Raw genomic sequence first — 19,910 nt, 5'->3', positions numbered from 1 at the left:
TTCTATTCGACCTGTAGATTTTGTCAACGACACCGACAGATTTGATTTTCGAAATCGAAACTTATCATAAACGAAATTCTATTGACAGAATTGATGATGTCGCGAAATACGCGTCAATAGGGGAGTTCGGCGCCTGTGCTCGTATCGGGTGTTTTGCGCTTGTCGCGATCGTAAGCGCTCACTCGACAATCATAGGACTAACCTCTTGCGCAAGTACGTCTACAACTTTGTCTTCCGCATCGTTCTGGGTTTTCTCGCAGCACGAGTGTCTGCCTATGAACAGCTTCGATGTCCAACGTGGATGTTCAAAGACCTGTACCGCGATGCGGATCACAGCACATCGAATATGCGTTGAGTATGCATCGAAAAAAGATGTGTCTCAGCATCCTGCGAAAGACTGCGTACCTGCCCCTGATTCGATATAATCAGCGTTTTACCCATACCAGTTTGCCAGCACTGTGTGCTGCTCCTCGAATCCAGGCGCGTTTGCCATTTTCAAAGGACAAATCATGAACGAAATCGAAATCATCCACGCTCGCGAAGTTCTCGATTCGCGCGGTAACCCCACTGTCGAAGCCGAAGTCACCCTGCTCAGCGGCGCCAAGGGGCGCGCGATCGTTCCCAGCGGCGCTTCCACCGGCGAACATGAAGCCGTCGAACTCCGCGATCAGGACAGCGCCCGCTTCGGCGGCAAGGGTGTTTCGAAGGCGGTGCAGAACGTTATCGACGAAATTGCTCCAGCCCTCACCGGCATGGATGCCAGCAATCAACTCGAGATTGACGCGCAGATGATCGACCTCGATGGCACCGAGAACAAGGGACGTCTGGGCGCAAACGCGATTCTCGCCGTCAGCATGGCTTGTGCCCGTGCGGTTGCAAATTCGTACGACATGCCGCTCTATCGGTACCTTGGCGGACTCAACGGCAACCTGCTTCCGGTTCCCATGATGAACATCCTGAACGGTGGAGCGCACGCCGACAACAACGTCGACTTCCAGGAATTCATGGTTATGCCCGTCGGCGCAGACTCCTTTTCGGAGGCGCTGCGCTGGGGCACAGAGACTTTCCATACCTTGAAGGGCGTGCTCAAGAAACGCGGCTACAACACCGCGGTCGGCGATGAAGGCGGCTTTGCTCCTTCGCTCAAGTCCAATGTCGAAGCCATCGAGGTAATCCTCGAGGCCATTCAGCAGGCTGGCTACACGCCGGGCGAACAGATCGCCATCGCGCTCGATCCCGCTGCCAGCGAGTTTTTCCAGGACGGCAAATACATCTTCAAGAAGTCCGATAAGTCGGCGAAGTCCAGCGAAGAGATGGTTCGCTTCTGGGCCGATTGGGCGCGCCAATATCCCATCGTCTCCATCGAAGACGGCCTTGCCGAAGATGACTGGGATGGCTGGAAACTGATGACCGATGAAATGGGCGGCAAAATTCAGCTTGTTGGCGACGACCTGTTCGTTACGAATACTGAACGCCTCGCGCGCGGCATCGAGAACGGCGTCGCTAATTCCATTCTCATCAAGGTCAACCAGATCGGAACCGTAACGGAAACGCTGGAAGCGATCGAACTCGCGCGGCGCAATGGTTACACCGCCGTTATTTCGCATCGCTCTGGCGAGAGCGAGGACACGTTCATCGCAGACCTGGCGGTTGGCACCGGCGCAGGACAGATCAAGACCGGTTCTGCATCGCGCACCGACCGCATCGCCAAGTACAACCAGTTGCTCCGCATCGAAGAAGAACTCGGCATGGCGGCAAACTTCCTTGGCCTCGGCGCGTTGAACTACAACGGCGAAATCGGCGAAGAAGCGAGCGCGTAAGAATCGCGGCATCGACACGGCTTTGGAGCAGCACAACCGCTGCTCCGAAGCCTTAGTCCGCCGGCTCGATCATGTTCAGCCACATCCTTCATCTGCGTTCATCCTCCGCGTCTCTGCATCGAAAAAGGTATCCGAAGAATGACTAGACCGAAGCCGCTCATCCTCATCATCCTTGATGGCTGGGGCTATGCGCCGCCGTCGCCCGCGAACGCGATTTCGCTCGCGCACAAGCCTACCTACGACAAACTGCTTACCACATTCCCGAACACGCTTGTCCACACCAGCGGACGCTTTGTCGGCCTGCCAACCGGGCAGATGGGCAACAGCGAAGTAGGGCACCTGAATATGGGTGCTGGCCGCATCGTTTATATGGACATCACCAAGATCGACCTGATGATCGAGAATGGCGAACTCTTCTCGAATCCCGTCTTGCTCGCTGCGATGAAGCAGGCGAAGGCGGGCGGGCGCAGGCTGCATTTCTGCGGACTGCTTTCCGATGGCGGCGTGCACTCGCACCAGAATCATCTCTACGCCTTGCTCAAGATGGCGAAGCAGAACGGCGTAGAACGCGCTTTTGTTCACGCGTTCATGGACGGTCGCGACACTCTTCCGACGAACGGCGCGGCTTACATTGACCAGCTTCAGCAGAAAGTGCGCGAACTCGGGGGCGTTGGACGCCTCGCCACCGTCAGTGGCCGCTATTACGCCATGGATCGCGACAAGAAGTGGGATCGCGAGCGGCTCGCCTTTGATGCCATGGTGCACGGCAAGGCGCAGGGCGGTACGTCCATCGATCCTGTGCAGACGATGAAAGAGTTTTACAACAAGGGCATCACCGACGAGTTCATCCTTCCGTTCGTCTGTGTGGACAACAAGGGCGAACCTGTCGCGACTATCCGCGATGAAGATGTGGTCATCAATTTCAATTACCGTGCGGACCGCGCTCGCCAGATCACTCGTTGCCTTGCGCGCGAGAGCGGTATCACTCCAAGTGGCGGACGCGACCTGCCGGACTGGGAAGCGCTCGACGCGGTCATCCCGCGCAGTGAGTGCCCGCGCAATTTGACGTACATCTGCATGACTCAGTACGACTCCAAGTTCAAGCTTCCATGCGTGATTCCGCCTGAGTCGCTGGGCAACATTCTCGCGAACGTCATGAGTTCGCTCAATATGCGCAACCTGCGCGTGGCTGAGACAGAGAAGTACGCGCACGTCACGTACTTCTTCAATGGCGGCATCGAGACGGCGTTTCCCGGCGAAGATCGCATGCTTGTGCAGTCTCCCAAGGTCGCGACCTACGACTTAACGCCCGAGATGAACGCCAGCGGTGTCGCTGATGCTGTTGTCAAAGCCGTGGAAGATGGCACTTTCGATGTGATGGTTGTGAACTTCGCGAACGCCGATATGGTCGGACACAGCGGCCTGATCGAACCGACGGTCAAAGCGGTTGAGACGGTCGACGCCTGCCTCGGTCGCATCTACACGGCAGTCAAGCAGCGCGGCGGCGCGATGATCGTCACCGCAGATCACGGCAACGCCGAGCAGATGGTTGACCCGGCGACTGGCGGTCCGCAGACTGCGCACACGACCAATCCCGTTCCGCTCATCCTTGTCAGCGAAAACGCCAATCATTTCCGTTTACGCACCGATGGTGCGCTTCAGGATATTGCGCCTACGGTCCTCGGCGTTCTCGGTGTCCAGCAACCCAAGGAAATGACAGGACAGGATCTCCGCATACTGCTTTCGCCGAAGTAGCGCAAACGCAACCGCAAATGGAAAGCCCCGCTGATCACGCGGGGCTTTTGTGATGCACATTGAGTGAGTTCGAGCTACTTCACGTCGAGTAGTTCGACATCGAAAAGCAGCGTGGCGTTCGGCGGGATCACGCCGCCAGCGCCTCTGGCGCCGTAACCCAGGTCAGGCGGGATGCGCAGCCGGCGCTTTCCGCCAACCTTCATGCCTGCCACGCCCTCGTCCCAGCCCTTGATGACGCGGTGTCCGCCAAGAGGGAACTCGAATGGCTCGTTGCGGTCCACAGAGCTGTCGAACTTTGTGCCATTCTCTAGCCAGCCTGTGTAGTGCACCTTCACGTTCATGCCAGCCACGGCGGTTGCGCCAGTGCCTGTCTTCACGTCCCAATACTGCAGCCCCGACGCGGTCTTTACCGGGGTACCTTCGACTGCCGGCGGTTTATCATTACCGGATTGTGCCATGGCCATCCCGGCGACGAGTGCGAACATTGAAACCAATCCCGTCAACATACGGATCACGCGAACCCTCCTGGAATCATGCTAACACTAACACGCAGCGCATTCTGAAGCTGACCAGTGACACTCGCCATAAAGCTGCTTAATAGCCTTTCTGCTTGTCCACAACGCCGAGCAGCGGTTCTCCCGATTTGTAACGGCGCAGATTTTCGGCGAGCAGTTGATAATGACGTTCCCACAGGTTCTCGGTCGCGGCGGCCGAGTGCGGCGTGATGATCAGATTCGGCAAACTCCACAACTCAGAGTCGCCTGAGAGTGGCTCGTTGGCGAAGACGTCCAGCGCGGCTCCGGCTATGCGGCTGTTGCGCAGGGCGTCGATGAGCGCTGGTTCATCCACCAGAGCACCGCGGGAGACGTTGACGAAGTAGGCCTCTGGCCTCATGGCCCGCAGTCTATCGGCGTTGATGCAAGCCCGCGTCTTCGGCGTGAGGGGCGCGGCGAGGACAACGAAGTCGGAACGTCCCAAAACCTCGTCGATGCTCTCGAAGCCGACGACTTGGAGCGCGGGCGCGCTGCCGCGCTCGGGATGTTCCCGTACGGCGAGGGTGTTCATGCCGATCGCGTTTGCCATACGCGCGACTTCGCGGCCGATCGCGCCGAGGCCAATTACGCCGAGCGTTGCCCCACGAAGTTCTCTAGGCCGTGGACGCTCATCCCATAGCTGATTCTGGCCCCAAGTTCGCGCGTGCTGGTAGTGCATGGTGCGATGGAGTCGTTTGCTGAGTGCGAACACCATCGCCACGGCGTGCTCGGCGACAACGTGCCCGTGCACTTCACTGGCATTGGTCACAACGATGTCGCTGGCAATGACTTCTGGGATCATCAGCGCATGCACGGCAGCCGCGGGAGAGTGAATCCAACGCAACCGTTTGGCGGCACGCAACTGCTCAGGGCGGAGGGACCAAAGCACCGCAACTTCGGCGTCCACAATCTCGCGGTCGATCTCGTCGTAGTTCTTGAGGTGAACTACTTCCAAGTTGGAAAAGTCTTGACGCAATCGCGTCGGAACCCAGTCGGGGGCATTCCAAAGCTCAAAGCGATGATGAAGGACGATCAGCAGTCTCATGGTTGATATGGGAACGCGCAGATGCCCACAGCAGTGCCGCAGGCATCTCGAACTCTAGCCACCATAAACTACAGCGGTCATGCGTTCGGACTACGATGCGCGTGCGGGAGCCCATTTGTTCAGAAATGTCGTGACTGCCTTCGCGCTGTAACCGCGGCCCTCCTCAAGGTTGGCCGTTTCCTGCGAGTGCAGCAGCTTGCCGTCGGAATCGAGCACGAATATGTGTGGGTATCCTGGTACGTTGCCGTACTTTGCAAGTACCGTCTTGTTTTCGTTTTCGGGACTGAAGTTCACTTTCACCAACACGAAGTTATCGTCGCGCAATTGACGCACGTTGGTGTTCTGGTCGAAGAACTTGTCCATATATTTACACCAGCTACACCAAAGTCCGCCGACCTCTACGAGAACGCGCTTGCCTGTTCGGGCAGCTTCCTTGACGGCGCTGTCGATATCGCTGGCGGCGTCGCGCGCGGCATCGTACACGTGCACAGGTGCGTACATAGCGCTGGAAGCGGCGTTCGTCGCTTGGTTATCTGTTGAAGAATTGGCAGGTGCGCCCTGTGCGAACAGGGCAGAGCAGCCGAATACAAGTAGAAACAGTGCGATGGTTCGGGCCTTCATATCGGCTCCAGGAAGAAGTTAGAAGAGAGCAAATCATCATACGCGCTGCACACCTTTCGAGCCAATTGTTGATGATCGGCGCGCAGGGCCCTAACAAACCCGAACCATCAGCTTCGTTATCCGCAGAGGACGGCGGCGCCGTTCACGTTGAGGACTTCGCCGCTAATGTGGCGAGCCCAATCAGAGGCGAGAAATACGATTGGGTTGGCGACGTCGTCTGCGGTGGCGATGCGACGCAATGGGATGGCGCGTGCGATATCGGCGCGGCTGCCGTTCTTGAATACCTCGGTGTTCAAATCGGTGTCTACCCAGCCGGGCGCGACGCAGTTGACGCGGATGATGGGCGCCAATTCCGTTGCGAGCGATTTCGCGAAGCTGATCTGTCCGCCTTTTGAGGCCGCATAGTTGGAGAAACCGGCTTCGCCGCGCTGACCGGCCGTAGAGCTAACGATGACGATCGATCCGCCGCCAACGCGCTTCATTGCGGGCACGACGGCGCGACAACAGGTCCAGGTTCCTTTCAGGTTGGCGTCGAGCACGCGGTCCCACAACGCCTCCTTCATCTGCTCGACGGGCGCTCCCTCCCAGATTCCAGCGTTTGCAACAAGGACATCTACACGCCCGAACTCGGCGACGGTCTGGTCCACCAATGATTGCGCAACTTTTACATCGCTCACGTCGCCCTTGACGGCGAAAGCCAGCGCGCCAAGTTCGCGAAGGCCGGAGAGGACTTCCTCGGCGGCATCATCGTGTTGCAGATAGTTGACAACCACGCGAGCGCCGGATTCAGCCAGACGCAGCGCTACGGCGCGTCCGATGCCCCGAGAGGCTCCGGTGACGATGGCGACGCGATCGCTAAGCAGCGTGCGAGGAAATGGGTTGGAAGTTGCGGTCTGGGGGAGTTCAACGAGTTGTGCCATTCTGTTCCTCCTGGCTGGCGAAGGCAGCGAATGCTGTGCCGGGCCTTGCTGCTGGTTCATGAAGAATTGCGTTGAGCAGCGTGTTCACGTGCTGCGGTTCGGCTAGGAATGCGTCGTGCCCATGTGCGGATTGGATTTCCGTGTAAGTGCAGTCACAACCGGAGTTGCGTAGCTTGGTAGCCAACGTGCGAACATCTTCGGCAGGGAAGAGCCAGTCGGACGAGATGCCTACGAGTGACACACGGGCAGCAACGCGCTCGTACGCTGCGGGGCCGTGTTCGTGTTCGGGGTCCCAGAGGTCCATGGCGCGAGTGATGGCGGCATAGCTGGCGCCATCGAACCGATCCTGGAAGATGCGCCCCTGGTGATCGAGGTATCCGGCAACGTCGAAGCGTCCCGAGGGCGATGACCACGGTTCGTCTCCGGCGCGGTTAGGCTTGCGGCCGTAGCGCTCCGAGAACAGCTCTGCTGATTTGTAGGTACACATGGCAAGCGCTCGTGCGAGGCGCAGCCCGGAACGCTCGTCCACCGCAGATTCGATCGCCAGGCGCTGCACGTGATTGAGCGCAAGCCCCAGCGGCGAAAGAGGCGCGGCAGCGATTGCGACGCAGTCGTCCACGCGCTCCGGATAGCGTATGGCCCACTCAAGCGCCTGCATACCGCCGATGGACGCACCGATAACAGCTCGAATGTGATCGATGCCGAGCGCGGTGAGCACGTGTGCTTGCGCGCGGACGGTATCAGAGATGGTGACGACCGGGAAGTCTGCGCCGTGGGGCCTGCCGGTGGATGGATCGACCAAGCCGGGTCCAGTCGAGCCGTAACAGGAGCCGAGAATGTTGGTGCAGACAACGCACCAGCGTTCATTGGCGAGGGCACCGCCGGGCGCGAACAGTTCTGGCCACCACTGATCCACGCGCGCGGAACCGGAGAGAGCGTGGCAGACGAGCACGACATTATCGCCCACAGCGTTCGGCTCGCCGAAAATGGCATACCGAATAGTGACGGGGCTGAGTTCTCCACCACACTCGAGTTTGAAAGGTTCTCGCTCGGCGAAAATAACGTTGCCTTGCGTCAAATGATGAACGATGGACGCCATGTCAGCGCGCTCCTGCCGATTCTCGTGAGTGGCCGTGGACTGCGACGGACAGCGCCTGGTCGAGGTCGCCGATGATGTCTCGAATATCCTCTATGCCGACGGACAGGCGGATCAGTTCAGGGGTTACACCGGTGTCGCCCTGCTGATCTTCCGTGAGTTGCTGGTGCGTGGTGGAAGCGGGATGTATGACAAGTGACTTAGCGTCGCCGATATTCGCCAAGAGGCTAAACAGCTTGAGCGAATTCATCAGCTTTTTGCCCGATTCGAATCCGCCGCGAATGCCGAAGGTGACGAGCGCGCCGGAGCCCTTTGGCAGATATTTCTTCGCCAGCTTGTGGTGCGCGCTGGACGGCAGGCCGGGATAGTTCACCCAATCAACGGACGGATGCTCGGAGAGGAACTTCGTGACAGCGAGCGCGTTCTCCGAGTGGCGCTCCATGCGCAGGTGAAGCGTCTCGGAGCCCTGGAGAAGCAGGAAAGAATTAAAGGGAGAGAGGCACGCGCCGGTATCGCGCAGGCCCTGTACGCGAGCCTTGACGATGAAAGCGAGATTGCCGAAAACGCCAGTGTAAGTGACTCCGTGGTAGGAGGGATCGGGTTCGATGAATGAGGCGGTGAAGCGCCCGGAGGCTGCCCAGTCGAAGCGTCCAGCGTCAACGATGACGCCGCCAATCGTGGTGCCGTGTCCGCCGATGAACTTAGTCGCGGAGTTGATGACGATATCGGCACCCCACTCGATGGGCCGACAGAGCGCTGGCGAAGCGCATGTATTGTCCACAATGAGCGGCAAGCCGAATTCGTGTGCGATGGCGGCCAGCGCTTCGATATCTGCGACGTCGAGCTTGGGATTGCCGAGCGACTCGGTGTAAATGGCCTTGGTGCGATCATTGATCGCCGCACGGATCGCATCGAAATCGGCAGCATCGGCGAAGCGCACGTGAATGCCGAGTTTCGGCAGCGTGTAGTGGAACAGGTTATACGTGCCGCCGTACAGCGAAGTGGTGGAGACGATTTCGTCACCGGCGTTGGCAAGAGTCGTGATCGCCAGTGTCTCGGCAGCTAACCCGGAAGCAACAGCCAGGGCAGCGACGCCGGCTTCGAGGGCCGCAATGCGCTTCTCGAAGACATCGGTAGTCGGATTCATGATCCGCGTATAGATGTTGCCGGACTCCTGGAGCGCAAAAAGTCGAGCTGCGTGGTCGGCGTCATCAAAGACATAGGAACTTGTCTGATAAATCGGGACGGCGCAGGACTTGGTCGTCGGGTCGGGCTGCTGGCCGCCGTGAACGGCAAGCGTGGCGAGGCGGTAAGGGCTGGCGTTGGTGGACATTGGATACATCTCCTATGAATTCTTCGCCGCAAAACAAAACGACCCACGGTTGAAGCCGTGGGTCGTTTGAACTTTGCGTTATTTGTCGACTATCGAATCATCTGGCGACCGGACGCAAGCACCCACGGCTGTGCAGCATGTACATGCACATGGCCATGGTGGCGTTGGTGGTCGCGGTCAACATCGTTATGCAGAATACAAAATGCCAGGGCAGTCGTCAACCATCGCTGCGCTGAATGGAGAGAAACGGCGATTGAGCGGCATGGAACGAACACGAAGCGGACAAGAGTGTCGCGTGAAGAGCTATGTGCTCACCGCGAATGACGCTCGCGCAAATGGGGCGGCGGTTAGCGCTCTGGGTGCACAAGAAAAGCCCCGCTCCAAGCGAGCGGGGCTTTCCGTTATCAGCTAGCTACTGCTTCTTAGTACATTCCCATTCCGCCGCCATGGCCGCCGGGCATTGGAGCTTCTTTCTTCTCCTCCGGGATTTCGGCTACGAGGGCTTCCGTCGTCAGCATGAGCGAGGCGATGGAGCCTGCGTTCTGCAGTGCGGTGCGGGTTACCTTGGTCGGGTCGATGACGCCGGCCTTCACCAGGTCCACGAATTCGCTGCTCTGGGCGTTGTAGCCGAAAGCGATGTCCTTCGAATCACGGATGCGGCCGATGATCACTGCGCCTTCTTCGCCAGCGTTGGCGACGATCTGGCGGAGAGGCTCTTCGAGGGCGCGCTTGACGATGTTGGCGCCGATGCGCTCATCGCCTTCAAGGCTCTTGCCGAGCGCTTCAATCGCCGGGATGCAGCGAATGAGGGCTACACCGCCGCCCGGGACGATGCCTTCTTCGACGGCAGCGCGGGTAGCGTGCATCGCGTCTTCGACGCGAGCTTTCTTTTCCTTCATTTCGGTTTCGGTCGCCGCGCCGACTTTGATCACGGCAACGCCGCCGACGAGCTTCGCCAGGCGTTCCTGGAGCTTCTCGCGGTCGTAGTCGCTGGTGGTCTTGTCGACCTGGCTGCGAATTTCCTTCACGCGGCCTTCGATGTCGCCCGACTTGCCCTTCCCTTCGACGATGGTGGTGTTGTCCTTGTCGACGGTAATCTTCTTGGCCTGGCCGAGATCGCCCATTTGAACGTTCTCAAGCTTGATGCCGAGATCTTCGGTAACGGCCTTGCCGCCGGTGAGGATGGCGATGTCCTGCAGCATTGCCTTGCGGCGGTCGCCGAAGCCAGGGGCCTTTACGGCGCAAACTTGCAGCGTGCCACGGAGCTTGTTGACGACGAGCGTGGCAAGAGCCTCGCCTTCGACGTCTTCAGCAATAATGAGCAGAGGACGGCCTGCCTTGGCGATCTGCTCGAGGATGGGGAGCAAATCCTTCATTGAGGAGATCTTCTTCTCGTGAATGAGGATGAGCGCGTTCTCGAGAATTGCTTCCATGCGCTCGGGATCGGTGACCATGTACGGTGAAAGGTAGCCACGATCGAACTGCATGCCTTCGACGACTTCCAGCTGCGTTTCCATCGTCTTGGCTTCTTCAACGGTGATGACGCCGTCCTTGCCAACCTTCTTCATCGCTTCGGCGATGATGTGGCCGATCGTGTCATCGTTGTTAGCGGAAATGGTGCCGACCTGGGCAATCATTTCGCCGGTGACGGGCTTCGAAAGCTCGTCGAGCGTGCCCTTGTTACGGTTGCCGTCTTTGTCGAGGGTGCCGCAAACGGTCTGGATGGCCTTGTCGATGCCGCGCTTCAGCGCCATTGGGTTCGCGCCGGCGGCAACGGTCTTGACGCCCTCGCGGAAAATGGACTGGGCGAGAACGGTCGCCGTCGTGGTGCCGTCACCGGCAACATCGCTTGTCTTGCTGGCGACTTCACGAACCATCTGCGCGCCCATATTCTCGAGCGAATCCTTCAGTTCGATTTCTTTCGCAACGGTAACGCCGTCCTTGGTGATGGTCGGGGAACCGAACTTCTTTTCTATAACGACGTTGCGGCCCTTGGGACCGAGCGTAACTTTCACGGCGTCTGCCAGAACATTGACGCCACGGAGGATCGCCTGACGGGACTCCTCGCCGTGCACAATCTGTTTTGCCATAATCAAATCTCCTAGATCAGTCGCGAGTCGCGGGTGGCGAGTCGCGCAAGGTTCGGTGCGGGCAAGGGACGCCCGCAGAAACTTACTTCGAGGCTTTCTTGGCTGCGCCTTCGAGGATGCCGAGAACTTCTTCCTCACGCATGATGAGGAACTCTTCGCCATCGATCTTGATTTCGGTGCCGGCATACTTGCCGAAGAGGATGCGGTCGCCAGCCTTGACTTCCAGGGGGCTGATTTTGCCTTCCTCGTTGCTCTTTCCTTTGCCGACGGCGATGACTTCGCCTTCCTGCGGCTTATCTTTTGCGGAATCGGGGATGATAATGCCACCACGGGTCGTCTCTGATTCCTCGACGCGGCGGACCACGATGCGGTCATGCAGCGGAGTAAGCTTCGTTGCCATCTCGAAAACTCCTTTCGAATCTGTTCATTGATGTACGGCGTTTTGACTGTCCCAGAAGAACCGCTGAGGTGTTCAGCGGAGCTGCACTCCAGGAAACCTGTGCTGGGGGGAGAAGCCTCGGGAGAACCCCTGAGCTGATTGTTAGCACTCCAACCCAACGAGTGCCAATAATAGTGGAAAGGCAACGCGCGAGTCAAGGGTATGAGCGTATTGCACTCAAGTCTTTGTTCCAGAGGCGAAGCGCGCAGGCACCCAGGGCAAGCCTGTTCGAGGCCATGCGAGACGTATGTCGTCGCACATTTACTAGATCGTACACACTAGATTGGGCAACAAGGTGCCCGTCGCTGGTCTCTAAACTAAACACGCTCGCCTCGGTGGAGCCCTGGCGGGCGAGAGCGGCAGCAAACCGCCGTCGGGCCTAGAAGTTGGTGCAGCGTGTCAGTTCCCCAGGTCTCCCGCAACTTCCATCCTTTTGTATCGCCGGGTTGGTCCTTTTCCAATATTGTGCGTTGCGCGGTGCTGCTGGTTTTTGGTGGATTGGCCCCTGTGCCGGCCAGGGCTCAGATCGCTTTACCTGCGGCCCAAAGTTCGGTTCCAGGTCCACCGGCAATATCTGTCGATGACCTGCCCCGTAGCTTACCCACTTTCGACAGGGTTCTGCTGCCGCGCGTTGCGCCGCTGCCCAGCGTAGATTTGCGGGAGGCTGGGCACAAGTTAGGGAAGAAATTCGGCAAGAAGTACGACATCAGCAGAATCGGTTACCGCGGTGTAGGCAAGGGGATCAACCTATACTCGCTCACTAAGGAACAGGCGCTCGGCAAGGAGCTATCGCTGGAAGTAGAGAGCAGCTCGAAGCTGCTTAGTGATCCGGTTATCACGGAGTATATAAACCGATTGGGACAACAGATCGTCCGCAATTCGGACGCGCAGGTTCCGTTCACGATCAAAGTTGTCGACAACGACGAGGTCAATGCGTTTGCGCTGCCAGGCGGCTTCTTCTACGTGAATAGTGGGCTGATTATGGCAGCCGACAGCGAAGCCGAACTGGCAGGCGTCATGGCGCACGAGATCGCGCACGTCGCCGCACGGCACGCGACGAAGAACGCGACGAAGGGCGAGATATGGAATATCGCTTCCATTCCCCTGATCTTCGTCGGCGGACCGGCAGGGTATGCAGTCCGGCAGGTAGCGGGATTGGCCGTGCCGATGTCGTTTCTGAAGTTCAGCCGGGACGCCGAGCGCGAAGCGGACCTGCTGGGCATCGAGTATCAGTACGCGACGGGTTACGATCCGGCGGCGTTCATTCAGTTTTTCGAGAAGATCAAGCTGCAGGACAAGAAGAAATCAAACTTCCTTGCAAAGGCGTTCCAGACGCACCCCATGACGGAGGACCGCATCAAGCGCGCGCAGCAAGAGATAGAAGTACTGTTGCCACCGAAAGAGCAGTACGTGGTGGATACCAGCGAATTCCAGGAGGTCAAGAGCCGGCTGGCGGCTCTGGTAAATCGCAGTCGTTTCGAGTCGCAGAACCTGTCGCGGCCAACGCTGCACCGGCGTGGACCGGAGTCGTCGGGAACCTCCACTGACGGTGAAAAGAAGGATGATGAGCGTCCAACGTTAAAGAGAAGGACCAACTAGAAGAGTAGTGCATCGTGAAATACTGATCGTGAAAAACTGAACACGATTTAAAGCTGCGTTGCGACCGACAGCCCGCCAGGACGGCGGGTTTTTTATTGCGCGCCGCCCGTCTTTGGCGGTGAGCGTAAAATGAGCAACAGAGTGCGCGGCAATCTTCGCGCCGCTGGAGTGCTTCCGATGATGAAACGAATTGCGCTTATCGTGAGTCTGTTGCTTGTACTTGGTCTATCAGCTTTCGGCGGAGATGATAAAGTTCCCCCAAGTTCCGCAGACCTACAGTTCACAGTCGTGAAAGCAACCAACGGGAAGCCTGTGCGCAATGCCAGCGTTATCCTGCATACCCTTTCAGAAGGCAAGCAGGACAAGGGCGGGGTGCAGGTAAAGACGGACGCAGAGGGGAAGACCATGGTGCCCGCGATGCCATTCGGAAAGCTTCGTGTGCAAGTGATTGCACGCGGGTTCCAGACCTTCGGTGAGGATTATGAAATCAAGAAGCCGAAGCACGAGTTCACGATTAAGCTCCAGCCTCCGAAGGAGCAGTTCTCGATTTATAAGTAGGAACCTGACTATCTACAACTGGGATCCCAGGAATCGGATGCCGGGAAGAGACTTTCTTCCCGGCATTTGCTTTTGGTTGTGGCATGGCATCTCACGTGCAATTGGATATTCAGGACGCGAGTTGTTTGGATAGGTCTAAGGTCAACCGTATGTCTTTTAGGTAGCAAACCCGATTGAGGTGAGGAATCTGCGGGAGTAGGCTTTCTAAACGAATAACCGGATGGTGTCATATGCGGAAGCGCTCGCGAAATCCAAAGAAGGTTCTGGTGGCATTAGCTGCCGGCCTGTTAGTCACGGGTGCGGCGATCTTGATCGATATGGCGAATATGCCCATGGATCGAGGCCGGTTTATTCAACAAGTGATCGGCGACGTAATCCCGGGATTGCTGGCCACTGTGGTGTGTTTAGGAATTCAACTCAGGCAAGAAGAGATACATTACCGCGCGGCGATCGATCGAGCGGCAATTGTGTCCGAGCTTAATCACCATATTCGCAATGCAGTATTTCCCCTATCTCTTGCAGTACAGAAGTCGGGTGATCAGGAGTCGATCCGCGTGGCGACGGATGCGGTGGATCGCATCAACCTCGCGTTGAAAGACGCAACGGCGGACGCGCTGTCGCGCCGCGTGGAGTATTCCGAGCCGGAAATGGCGAATGCCGGCGAGCGCTCAACCTAAATTTAAATGAGGTGGCATGGGACTGAAAGTCCTGCTAGTGGACGATGAAGAGGCGATTCGCGAGTTGTTGCTTGCGGTTCTTGAACGCGAGGATTACGAAGTGCAGACATGCAGCTGCGCGGCGGACGCGAAGATTGCCGTGGAACGAGAGACGTTCGACATTGTGGTAACCGATATGAGGATGGAGACACCGACGGCTGGTTTTGAGGTGGTGCGAGCGGTGAAAGCGTCCAATGTGCGGACGGTGGTAGCGCTGCTGACAGCGATGCCGATTCCTCCCGGCGACTGGAAGATGGCGGGTGCCGACGCGCTCTTCGTAAAAGGCGAAAGCGTGCTTAGGCTCCCGCAAGTCCTGAGTGAATTGTTGCTTGCGCGTCCAGTACGCGTCGCCAATCTGTATGCGGGTGAGCGCGACGTCCTTTGAATATGCTCGTGCCAGAGCGTCAAAAGCACGGCTACGGCCGTGCTTCTGTGCTGGTTCGGATGAGCACAGTCTGGCAGCGTGGGAAGGCCGTTAAAGAGAAAGAGCCTGTTCTGGCTCCAGAAAGGGTGACTTTCTGGCGACCTTTATAGCCGCGTTAATCTCTGCGGTGTATGTCCGGATGATGTCGTCGCGCCACTGGTCCGACCAGACGTTGTAACGGCGCATATAGCGTTCAAGATGAGCGAGGGGATCGCGCCCACTGTTGCGGACAGGGGCGCTGACGCACTCGATCAGTGACGGGCCTCTTCCGATGCGAGCGCGATGGATTGCCTCATGCGCTACCCGATAGATGGCGATTACGTCATCGGCGTCCACGCTGATGCGAGCTACGCCATAGGCCGCTGCTTCCGCCGCAAGCTGCTTAGAGGCGGGTTGCCCTGCTTGCCGAGTTGATGCCGCAAGCCTGCTCTCCACAACAAATAACATAGGCAATTTCAGCGCGCCCGCGAATCTCAGCGCGTCTTGCCATGCGCCTGAATGTGTAATAGGACCGCAAAGTGCAACGACTACGCCTGCACTTTTCTGCAACTTGCTGGTGAGCGCGACACCGGCAGCGATGTGGATGTTTGCACCGTCCTTCGACGAAGGCGTGATGACATTGCGCGGAGCGTAGCCGCAGTGAGCGGCGAGCGAGCGCGAGTCTTCAGCGGCAAAGCGTTGCGCGAAGATGAATCGAAGTGGCGTGCCCTTGATGATCTGCGCAAAAGAATCGTGCTCCGAGGGCGCAAGCGTGTCGTTATCGGTTAGTTGCAGAGTGCTGCCGACATAAACGGCTTCCTGCCCGAGCCAGTTTTTGTGGGCGGTAGCAGCGTGAGGAAAGGCGCGGCGAGTGCGTTCTTCCACGAGGCGGCACTTAAGCATGGCACCGTAGAGTCGCTCCAGCAGTTCGCGGCCGAGAGGGACTATGTTCTGCGGCGTAACAGCTGATGGGGTATCGGGCGTGGATCGCAGTTCAGGCTTTCGGCGCGTACGCAGCGCCTTCTTTGGTGTCGGCATTAATAGGTTTCCGTAGTAAAAGCAGAGCCATTCTAAATCATGCCGAGAGATGGTCCGTTTTGTGAGGAGAGAGTTGTTAGAGAATTTCGAACCGGGAAGCATCGGTGGAGTGCGAGGACGAAAACTGTCACGCGAGAGACGTGGGCACAGACGATTTCAACAACGAGTGTGCATAACACTGTGGAAAAGGGGTTAGGTACTTTTCCAACTATCCGCCGAATGAATGTTTCTGCAGATTGCACAATGATGGGTGCGTCCGGGCTATGCAGTTCCTGCGGGAACAAATTTATTGCGCGGTAAGAGAACGGGTGGCATGTGAGGAGAGAAGTGGTGATCTGATTGCCTACACCGTTGTGCTAGGCTGGCAGCGACTGTGAAAATTCGTATCGACAAATTATTGGTGGATCGCGGCCTGGTGCCGTCGCGGGAGCGCGCGCAAGCGATGATATTGGCAGGCCGCGTCCTGGTGAACGAGCAGAAGGTGCAGAAGGCAGGCTCGCCGGTTGCGGACGACGCGGCGATTCGGTTGCTCGGCGACGATCTGAAATATGTCAGTCGCGGGGGTTTGAAGCTGGAGAAGGCGCTCGAGCACTGGAGCATCGATCTCGCCGGACGCGTTTGCATGGACATTGGCGCTTCCACCGGCGGTTTTACGGATTGCATGTTGCAGAATGGCGCGGCGAAAGTTGTAGCCGTCGATACCGGTTATGGACAGATCGATGCGCGACTGCGAGCAGACGTGCGGGTGCGTCTTCTGGAGAAGACGAATGCGCGTAAGCTGCTGCCTGAGCAGGTGCCCGAGCAGATAGAGTTCGTCTCGATGGACGTGTCGTTCATCTCTGCTACACTCGTCCTCCCGGCGGTCATACGGGCTGCGTGGGTAGGAAAGCCGGAGATGCGGCGAGAGGCCGTGTTGCTGGTAAAGCCGCAGTTCGAAGTCGGACGCAGCAAGGTCGGGAAGGGTGGCATCGTGCGCGACGAGCAAGCCCAACTGGGTGCCGTCGCCAAGGTTCGAGCCGAAGTTGAGCGACTGGGTGGGCGAAACGTTGATGTGATTGAGTCGCCGATTCGAGGCGCTGAGGGGAACAAGGAGTTCCTGTTGTATGCAAACTGGCCGGAGACGGTCATTGTTGGTTGAGTGTTGGTGAATAGCTGGACAATGAAAACCGCAGCAATCATCTCGAAGCCGTCGAAGGCGGAATTAAGGGACGTTGTTCCCGACATTCTTCAATGGTTTTACGACCATGGCTATCGCGTGCTGATGGATGAAGAGACTGCGGTGTACGGTTCGAACGAGAACGTGCTGCCACGCTCGCAATTGGGCGCACAAAGGCCGGATTTCGCGCTGGTGTTGGGCGGCGATGGCACGCTGCTGTCGGCAGCAAGATCGGTGTCGAGTCACGGCGTCCCGATCCTGGCGGTGAACTTGGGGTCGTTGGGATTTCTAACCGAGGTTGCGCTGAGCGATGTTTACTCGACGCTCGATGCGGTCAACACGGGCACCTGCCCGATGGAAGAGCGCGCGATGCTTGCGTGCCGGCTGATGCGCGACAGCCAGTACGTAGCAAACTACGACGCGCTGAACGATGCAGTGGTGAACAAGAGCGCCCTGGCACGACTGGTCGGCTTCGATCTTTTCATCGACGATGCCTTCGTGGTTAGCTACAAGGCGGATGGAGTGATCGTGTCCACGCCCACGGGATCGACAGCGTATTCACTAGCGGCAGGCGGGCCGATCCTTATGCCTGCGGTGGATGCATTTGTCGTTACGCCTGTTTGTCCGCACTCGCTGACGCACAGGCCGCTAGTCGTGCGGGATTCGTCGAAGATCGAGATCGTTGTGCAGAGTGAAGACGAACAAGGGTTCCTGACGATCGACGGACAGACCGGCGTTCCGGTGCGGGATGGCGATCGCGTGGAGTGCCGGAAGGCGTCGCATACGGTACGGCTTCTGCGTATGCGCAAGACGTTCTTTGACGTGCTGCGAAATAAGCTGAAATGGGGACAACGGTAGCAACATAAGTGAAACCGGGTCTGTGGGGTTTCGGCATGACAATGATGAAAACGAGATCGTACAAGCTGCGAACGCCGCAGCTTTTTCTTTTTGCGCTGACAGCGCTGTTGATTGCAGGTAAGACGCGGGATATGCAAGCGCAGCAGAGGCCGGCGGCGGACACCATCATCACCAACGCAAAGGTTTGGACGGTCGATGTGGACCGTCCTAAAGCCGAAGCTGTCGCCGTCATTCGAGATCGCATCGTGGGGGTAGGCACGGCGGCCGAAATCGACGCCTGGCGCGGCAGTAACACGAAAGTCATCGACGCCGCTGGCAGGTTGCTCCTGCCGGGATTCAATGACGCACATGTGCACTTCGTTCTCGGCGGGCTGCAACTGGATAGCGTGGAACTGAGGGATGCGGATTCTCAGAAGGAATTCGCGGCGCGAATCATCGAGCGGGCAAAGCGCACTCCAAAGGGCGAATGGGTAATGGGGGGCGATTGGGACGATCAGCGTTGGAAGCCGGCGCAGTTACCGACGAAGGAACTGATCGATGCGGGTACGGGGCAGACGCCAGTCTTCGTGAATCGATACGACGCGCACATGGCACTGGCGAACTCGGCGGCGCTAGCGTTGGCCGGCATCAAGCGGGAGACAAAAGATCCTCCGGGCGGAACCATCGTGCGCGACGCCCGAGGCAATCCCACGGGTGTGCTGAAAGATTCCGCCATGGATCTGGTGTTGGCCAAGGTTCCGCCGATGACGCCTGAGCGGCGGATGCGCGCCGTGCACCGCGCGCTGACACATGCGGGGCGGCTGGGCGTAACGAGTGTTCAGGATATGGGCCCGACGTACGCGGATGTTGCGGCGTACGTGGAGCTTGAGGATAAAGGGGAGTTGACGACGCGCATCTACGCCGCCCCCCGGCTGTCAGGTTGGGAGGACCAGGCGAAACTCGGCATACGGCGGGCGTTCGGGCCGTCATACCTTCGGTTGGGCGCGCTGAAGTCTTTCGCAGACGGTTCACTGGGATCGACTACGGCATACTTCTTCCAGCCATACACGGATGCGCCCAAGACAAAAGGACTGCTCGGCGAAGATATGATTCCGCTGTCGAAAATGCGCCAGCGGCTTCAAGCGAGCGACGCGGCGGGGCTACAGAACTGCGTGCACGCTATCGGCGACCAGGCGATTTCGATATCGCTGGACCTGATGGCTGAGGTCGCAAAGGCGAACGGCGTCCGCGACCGCAGGTTCAGGATTGAACACGCACAGCACGTCGCGGAGAAGGACTTCGCGCGCTTCCGCGAATTACAGGTCATCGCTTCCGTGCAGCCGTACCACGCGATCGACGACGGACGCTGGGCGGAGAAGCGTATCGGCGCGGATAGACTGCGGCGAACCTACGCCTTCCGGACATTTCTGGACAACAAGGTTCGCCTGGCGCTGGGGACGGACTGGGACGTTGCGCCACTGAATCCGCTGCTGACTATCTATGCGGCCGTAACAAGGGCAACGCTGGACGGAAAGAATCCCGACGGGTGGGTGCCGGAACAGAAGTTGAAGGTCGGAGAGGCTGTCGAGGCATACACCATGGGCTCAGCCTACGCGGAGTTTCAGGAGCAAGAGAAGGGTTCGATCACGCCGGGAAAACTGGCGGACATGGTGCTGCTGAGCGACGACATCTTCTCCATCGTGCCAGCCGCGATTAAGGACGTCTCCGTGGATATGACCATGGTCGGCGGGAAAATTGTCTGGAGTAAAGAGAGGCAGTACTGAGCTACTAAGCGAACATTGGCGGCGCTGCGGCGTCGCCTCTTTCGCGCGTCAACCCGCCGCATGGATGTCGTAGGGAGATGCCGCCCGTTATTGTGAGCCGCTGGGTTGTTCGGGTTCGGATTTGCGGGCAGCCTCGACGGCGTTGAGTTGATCAAGCAGCCAGAAGC

18 protein-coding genes are annotated in these 19,910 nt (G+C 58.4%); 9 read left to right on the top strand and 9 right to left on the bottom strand.

From position 1 onward, the window contains the following. Nucleotides 1-509: 509 nt before the first annotated feature. A complete protein-coding gene (gene eno, locus VN622_04735) occupies nucleotides 510-1,820 on the top strand; it encodes a phosphopyruvate hydratase (GenBank protein ID HWR35161.1) in 1,311 nt (436 codons plus the stop codon). A 138-nt stretch (nucleotides 1,821-1,958) separates the two neighbouring features. Next, nucleotides 1,959-3,575, top strand: a complete 1,617-nt coding sequence (gpmI, locus tag VN622_04730; protein HWR35160.1) for a 2,3-bisphosphoglycerate-independent phosphoglycerate mutase — start codon at nucleotides 1,959-1,961, stop codon at nucleotides 3,573-3,575. Nucleotides 3,576-3,649: 74 nt separating this feature from the next. Here gpmI and VN622_04725 read toward each other — a convergent pair whose 3' ends face one another. The 8 genes from VN622_04725 to groES all read right to left on the bottom strand — a co-directional run bounded on the left by VN622_04725 (nucleotide 3,650) and on the right by groES (nucleotide 11,613). Then, nucleotides 3,650-4,033, bottom strand: coding sequence for an FKBP-type peptidyl-prolyl cis-trans isomerase (locus tag VN622_04725; GenBank protein ID HWR35159.1), 384 nt, complete (start codon nucleotides 4,031-4,033; stop codon nucleotides 3,650-3,652). A 136-nt stretch (nucleotides 4,034-4,169) separates the two neighbouring features. After that, nucleotides 4,170-5,153: a D-2-hydroxyacid dehydrogenase gene (locus VN622_04720; GenBank protein ID HWR35158.1), complete on the bottom strand. Its 984-nt coding sequence runs from the start codon at nucleotides 5,151-5,153 to the stop codon at nucleotides 4,170-4,172. Between the two features lie 90 nt (nucleotides 5,154-5,243). Then, the gene (locus VN622_04715; protein HWR35157.1) at nucleotides 5,244-5,774 is read right to left on the bottom strand and encodes a thioredoxin family protein; all 531 of its coding nucleotides are present in this window, start codon (nucleotides 5,772-5,774) and stop codon (nucleotides 5,244-5,246) included. Nucleotides 5,775-5,890: 116 nt separating this feature from the next. Continuing rightward, nucleotides 5,891-6,694: a 3-oxoacyl-ACP reductase family protein gene (locus VN622_04710; protein HWR35156.1), complete on the bottom strand. Its 804-nt coding sequence runs from the start codon at nucleotides 6,692-6,694 to the stop codon at nucleotides 5,891-5,893. Next, complete coding sequence (locus VN622_04705) at nucleotides 6,678-7,793, bottom strand: homoserine O-acetyltransferase (GenBank protein HWR35155.1); 1,116 nt, start codon at nucleotides 7,791-7,793, stop codon at nucleotides 6,678-6,680. The genes VN622_04710 and VN622_04705 overlap by 17 nt, the downstream gene beginning before the upstream one ends. 1 nt (nucleotide 7,794) lies before the next feature. Then, nucleotides 7,795-9,123, bottom strand: coding sequence for a homocysteine synthase (locus VN622_04700; GenBank protein ID HWR35154.1), 1,329 nt, complete (start codon nucleotides 9,121-9,123; stop codon nucleotides 7,795-7,797). Nucleotides 9,124-9,545: 422 nt separating this feature from the next. Further along, nucleotides 9,546-11,213: a chaperonin GroEL gene (groL, locus tag VN622_04695; protein ID HWR35153.1), complete on the bottom strand. Its 1,668-nt coding sequence runs from the start codon at nucleotides 11,211-11,213 to the stop codon at nucleotides 9,546-9,548. An 82-nt stretch (nucleotides 11,214-11,295) separates the two neighbouring features. After that, the gene (gene groES, locus VN622_04690) at nucleotides 11,296-11,613 is read right to left on the bottom strand and encodes a co-chaperone GroES (GenBank protein HWR35152.1); all 318 of its coding nucleotides are present in this window, start codon (nucleotides 11,611-11,613) and stop codon (nucleotides 11,296-11,298) included. 435 nt (nucleotides 11,614-12,048) lie between these two features. Between groES and VN622_04685 the strand changes: the two genes are divergently transcribed. The 4 genes from VN622_04685 to VN622_04670 all read left to right on the top strand — a co-directional run bounded on the left by VN622_04685 (nucleotide 12,049) and on the right by VN622_04670 (nucleotide 14,910). Then, the gene (locus VN622_04685) at nucleotides 12,049-13,251 is read left to right on the top strand and encodes a M48 family metallopeptidase (protein ID HWR35151.1); all 1,203 of its coding nucleotides are present in this window, start codon (nucleotides 12,049-12,051) and stop codon (nucleotides 13,249-13,251) included. Between the two features lie 129 nt (nucleotides 13,252-13,380). Continuing rightward, nucleotides 13,381-13,809: a carboxypeptidase-like regulatory domain-containing protein gene (locus tag VN622_04680; protein HWR35150.1), complete on the top strand. Its 429-nt coding sequence runs from the start codon at nucleotides 13,381-13,383 to the stop codon at nucleotides 13,807-13,809. 266 nt (nucleotides 13,810-14,075) lie between these two features. Beyond that, nucleotides 14,076-14,486 (top strand): hypothetical protein, encoded by a 411-nt coding sequence (locus VN622_04675; protein ID HWR35149.1) that lies wholly within the window; start codon nucleotides 14,076-14,078, stop codon nucleotides 14,484-14,486. 16 nt (nucleotides 14,487-14,502) lie between these two features. Continuing rightward, nucleotides 14,503-14,910 carry a response regulator gene (locus VN622_04670; GenBank protein HWR35148.1) on the top strand — a complete coding sequence of 136 codons (408 nt, stop codon included), beginning with the start codon at nucleotides 14,503-14,505 and terminating at the stop codon, nucleotides 14,908-14,910. Between the two features lie 90 nt (nucleotides 14,911-15,000). Here the strand turns inward: VN622_04670 and VN622_04665 are convergent, their stop codons facing one another. Beyond that, nucleotides 15,001-15,966 (bottom strand): thiamine pyrophosphate-dependent enzyme, encoded by a 966-nt coding sequence (locus tag VN622_04665; GenBank protein ID HWR35147.1) that lies wholly within the window; start codon nucleotides 15,964-15,966, stop codon nucleotides 15,001-15,003. A 373-nt stretch (nucleotides 15,967-16,339) separates the two neighbouring features. Between VN622_04665 and VN622_04660 the strand changes: the two genes are divergently transcribed. Genes VN622_04660 through VN622_04650 form a run of 3 tightly spaced genes read left to right on the top strand, consistent with a single transcriptional unit; the run spans nucleotide 16,340 to nucleotide 19,743 of the window. Continuing rightward, nucleotides 16,340-17,104 (top strand): TlyA family RNA methyltransferase, encoded by a 765-nt coding sequence (locus VN622_04660; GenBank protein ID HWR35146.1) that lies wholly within the window; start codon nucleotides 16,340-16,342, stop codon nucleotides 17,102-17,104. A gap of 21 nt (nucleotides 17,105-17,125) precedes the next feature. Next, nucleotides 17,126-17,980 carry an NAD(+)/NADH kinase gene (locus VN622_04655; protein HWR35145.1) on the top strand — a complete coding sequence of 285 codons (855 nt, stop codon included), beginning with the start codon at nucleotides 17,126-17,128 and terminating at the stop codon, nucleotides 17,978-17,980. Nucleotides 17,981-18,021: 41 nt separating this feature from the next. Continuing rightward, on the top strand, nucleotides 18,022-19,743 hold the full coding sequence (locus tag VN622_04650) for an amidohydrolase (protein HWR35144.1): 1,722 nt from the start codon (nucleotides 18,022-18,024) through the stop codon (nucleotides 19,741-19,743). Nucleotides 19,744-19,910: the final 167 nt, after the last annotated feature.

This window comes from Clostridia bacterium (assembly GCA_035561135.1).
GTDB lineage: Bacteria > Acidobacteriota > Terriglobia > Terriglobales > Acidobacteriaceae > DATMYA01.
The sequence above is the reverse complement of the archived record's forward strand: the minus strand, read 5'-3'. Positions and strand labels throughout refer to the sequence as shown.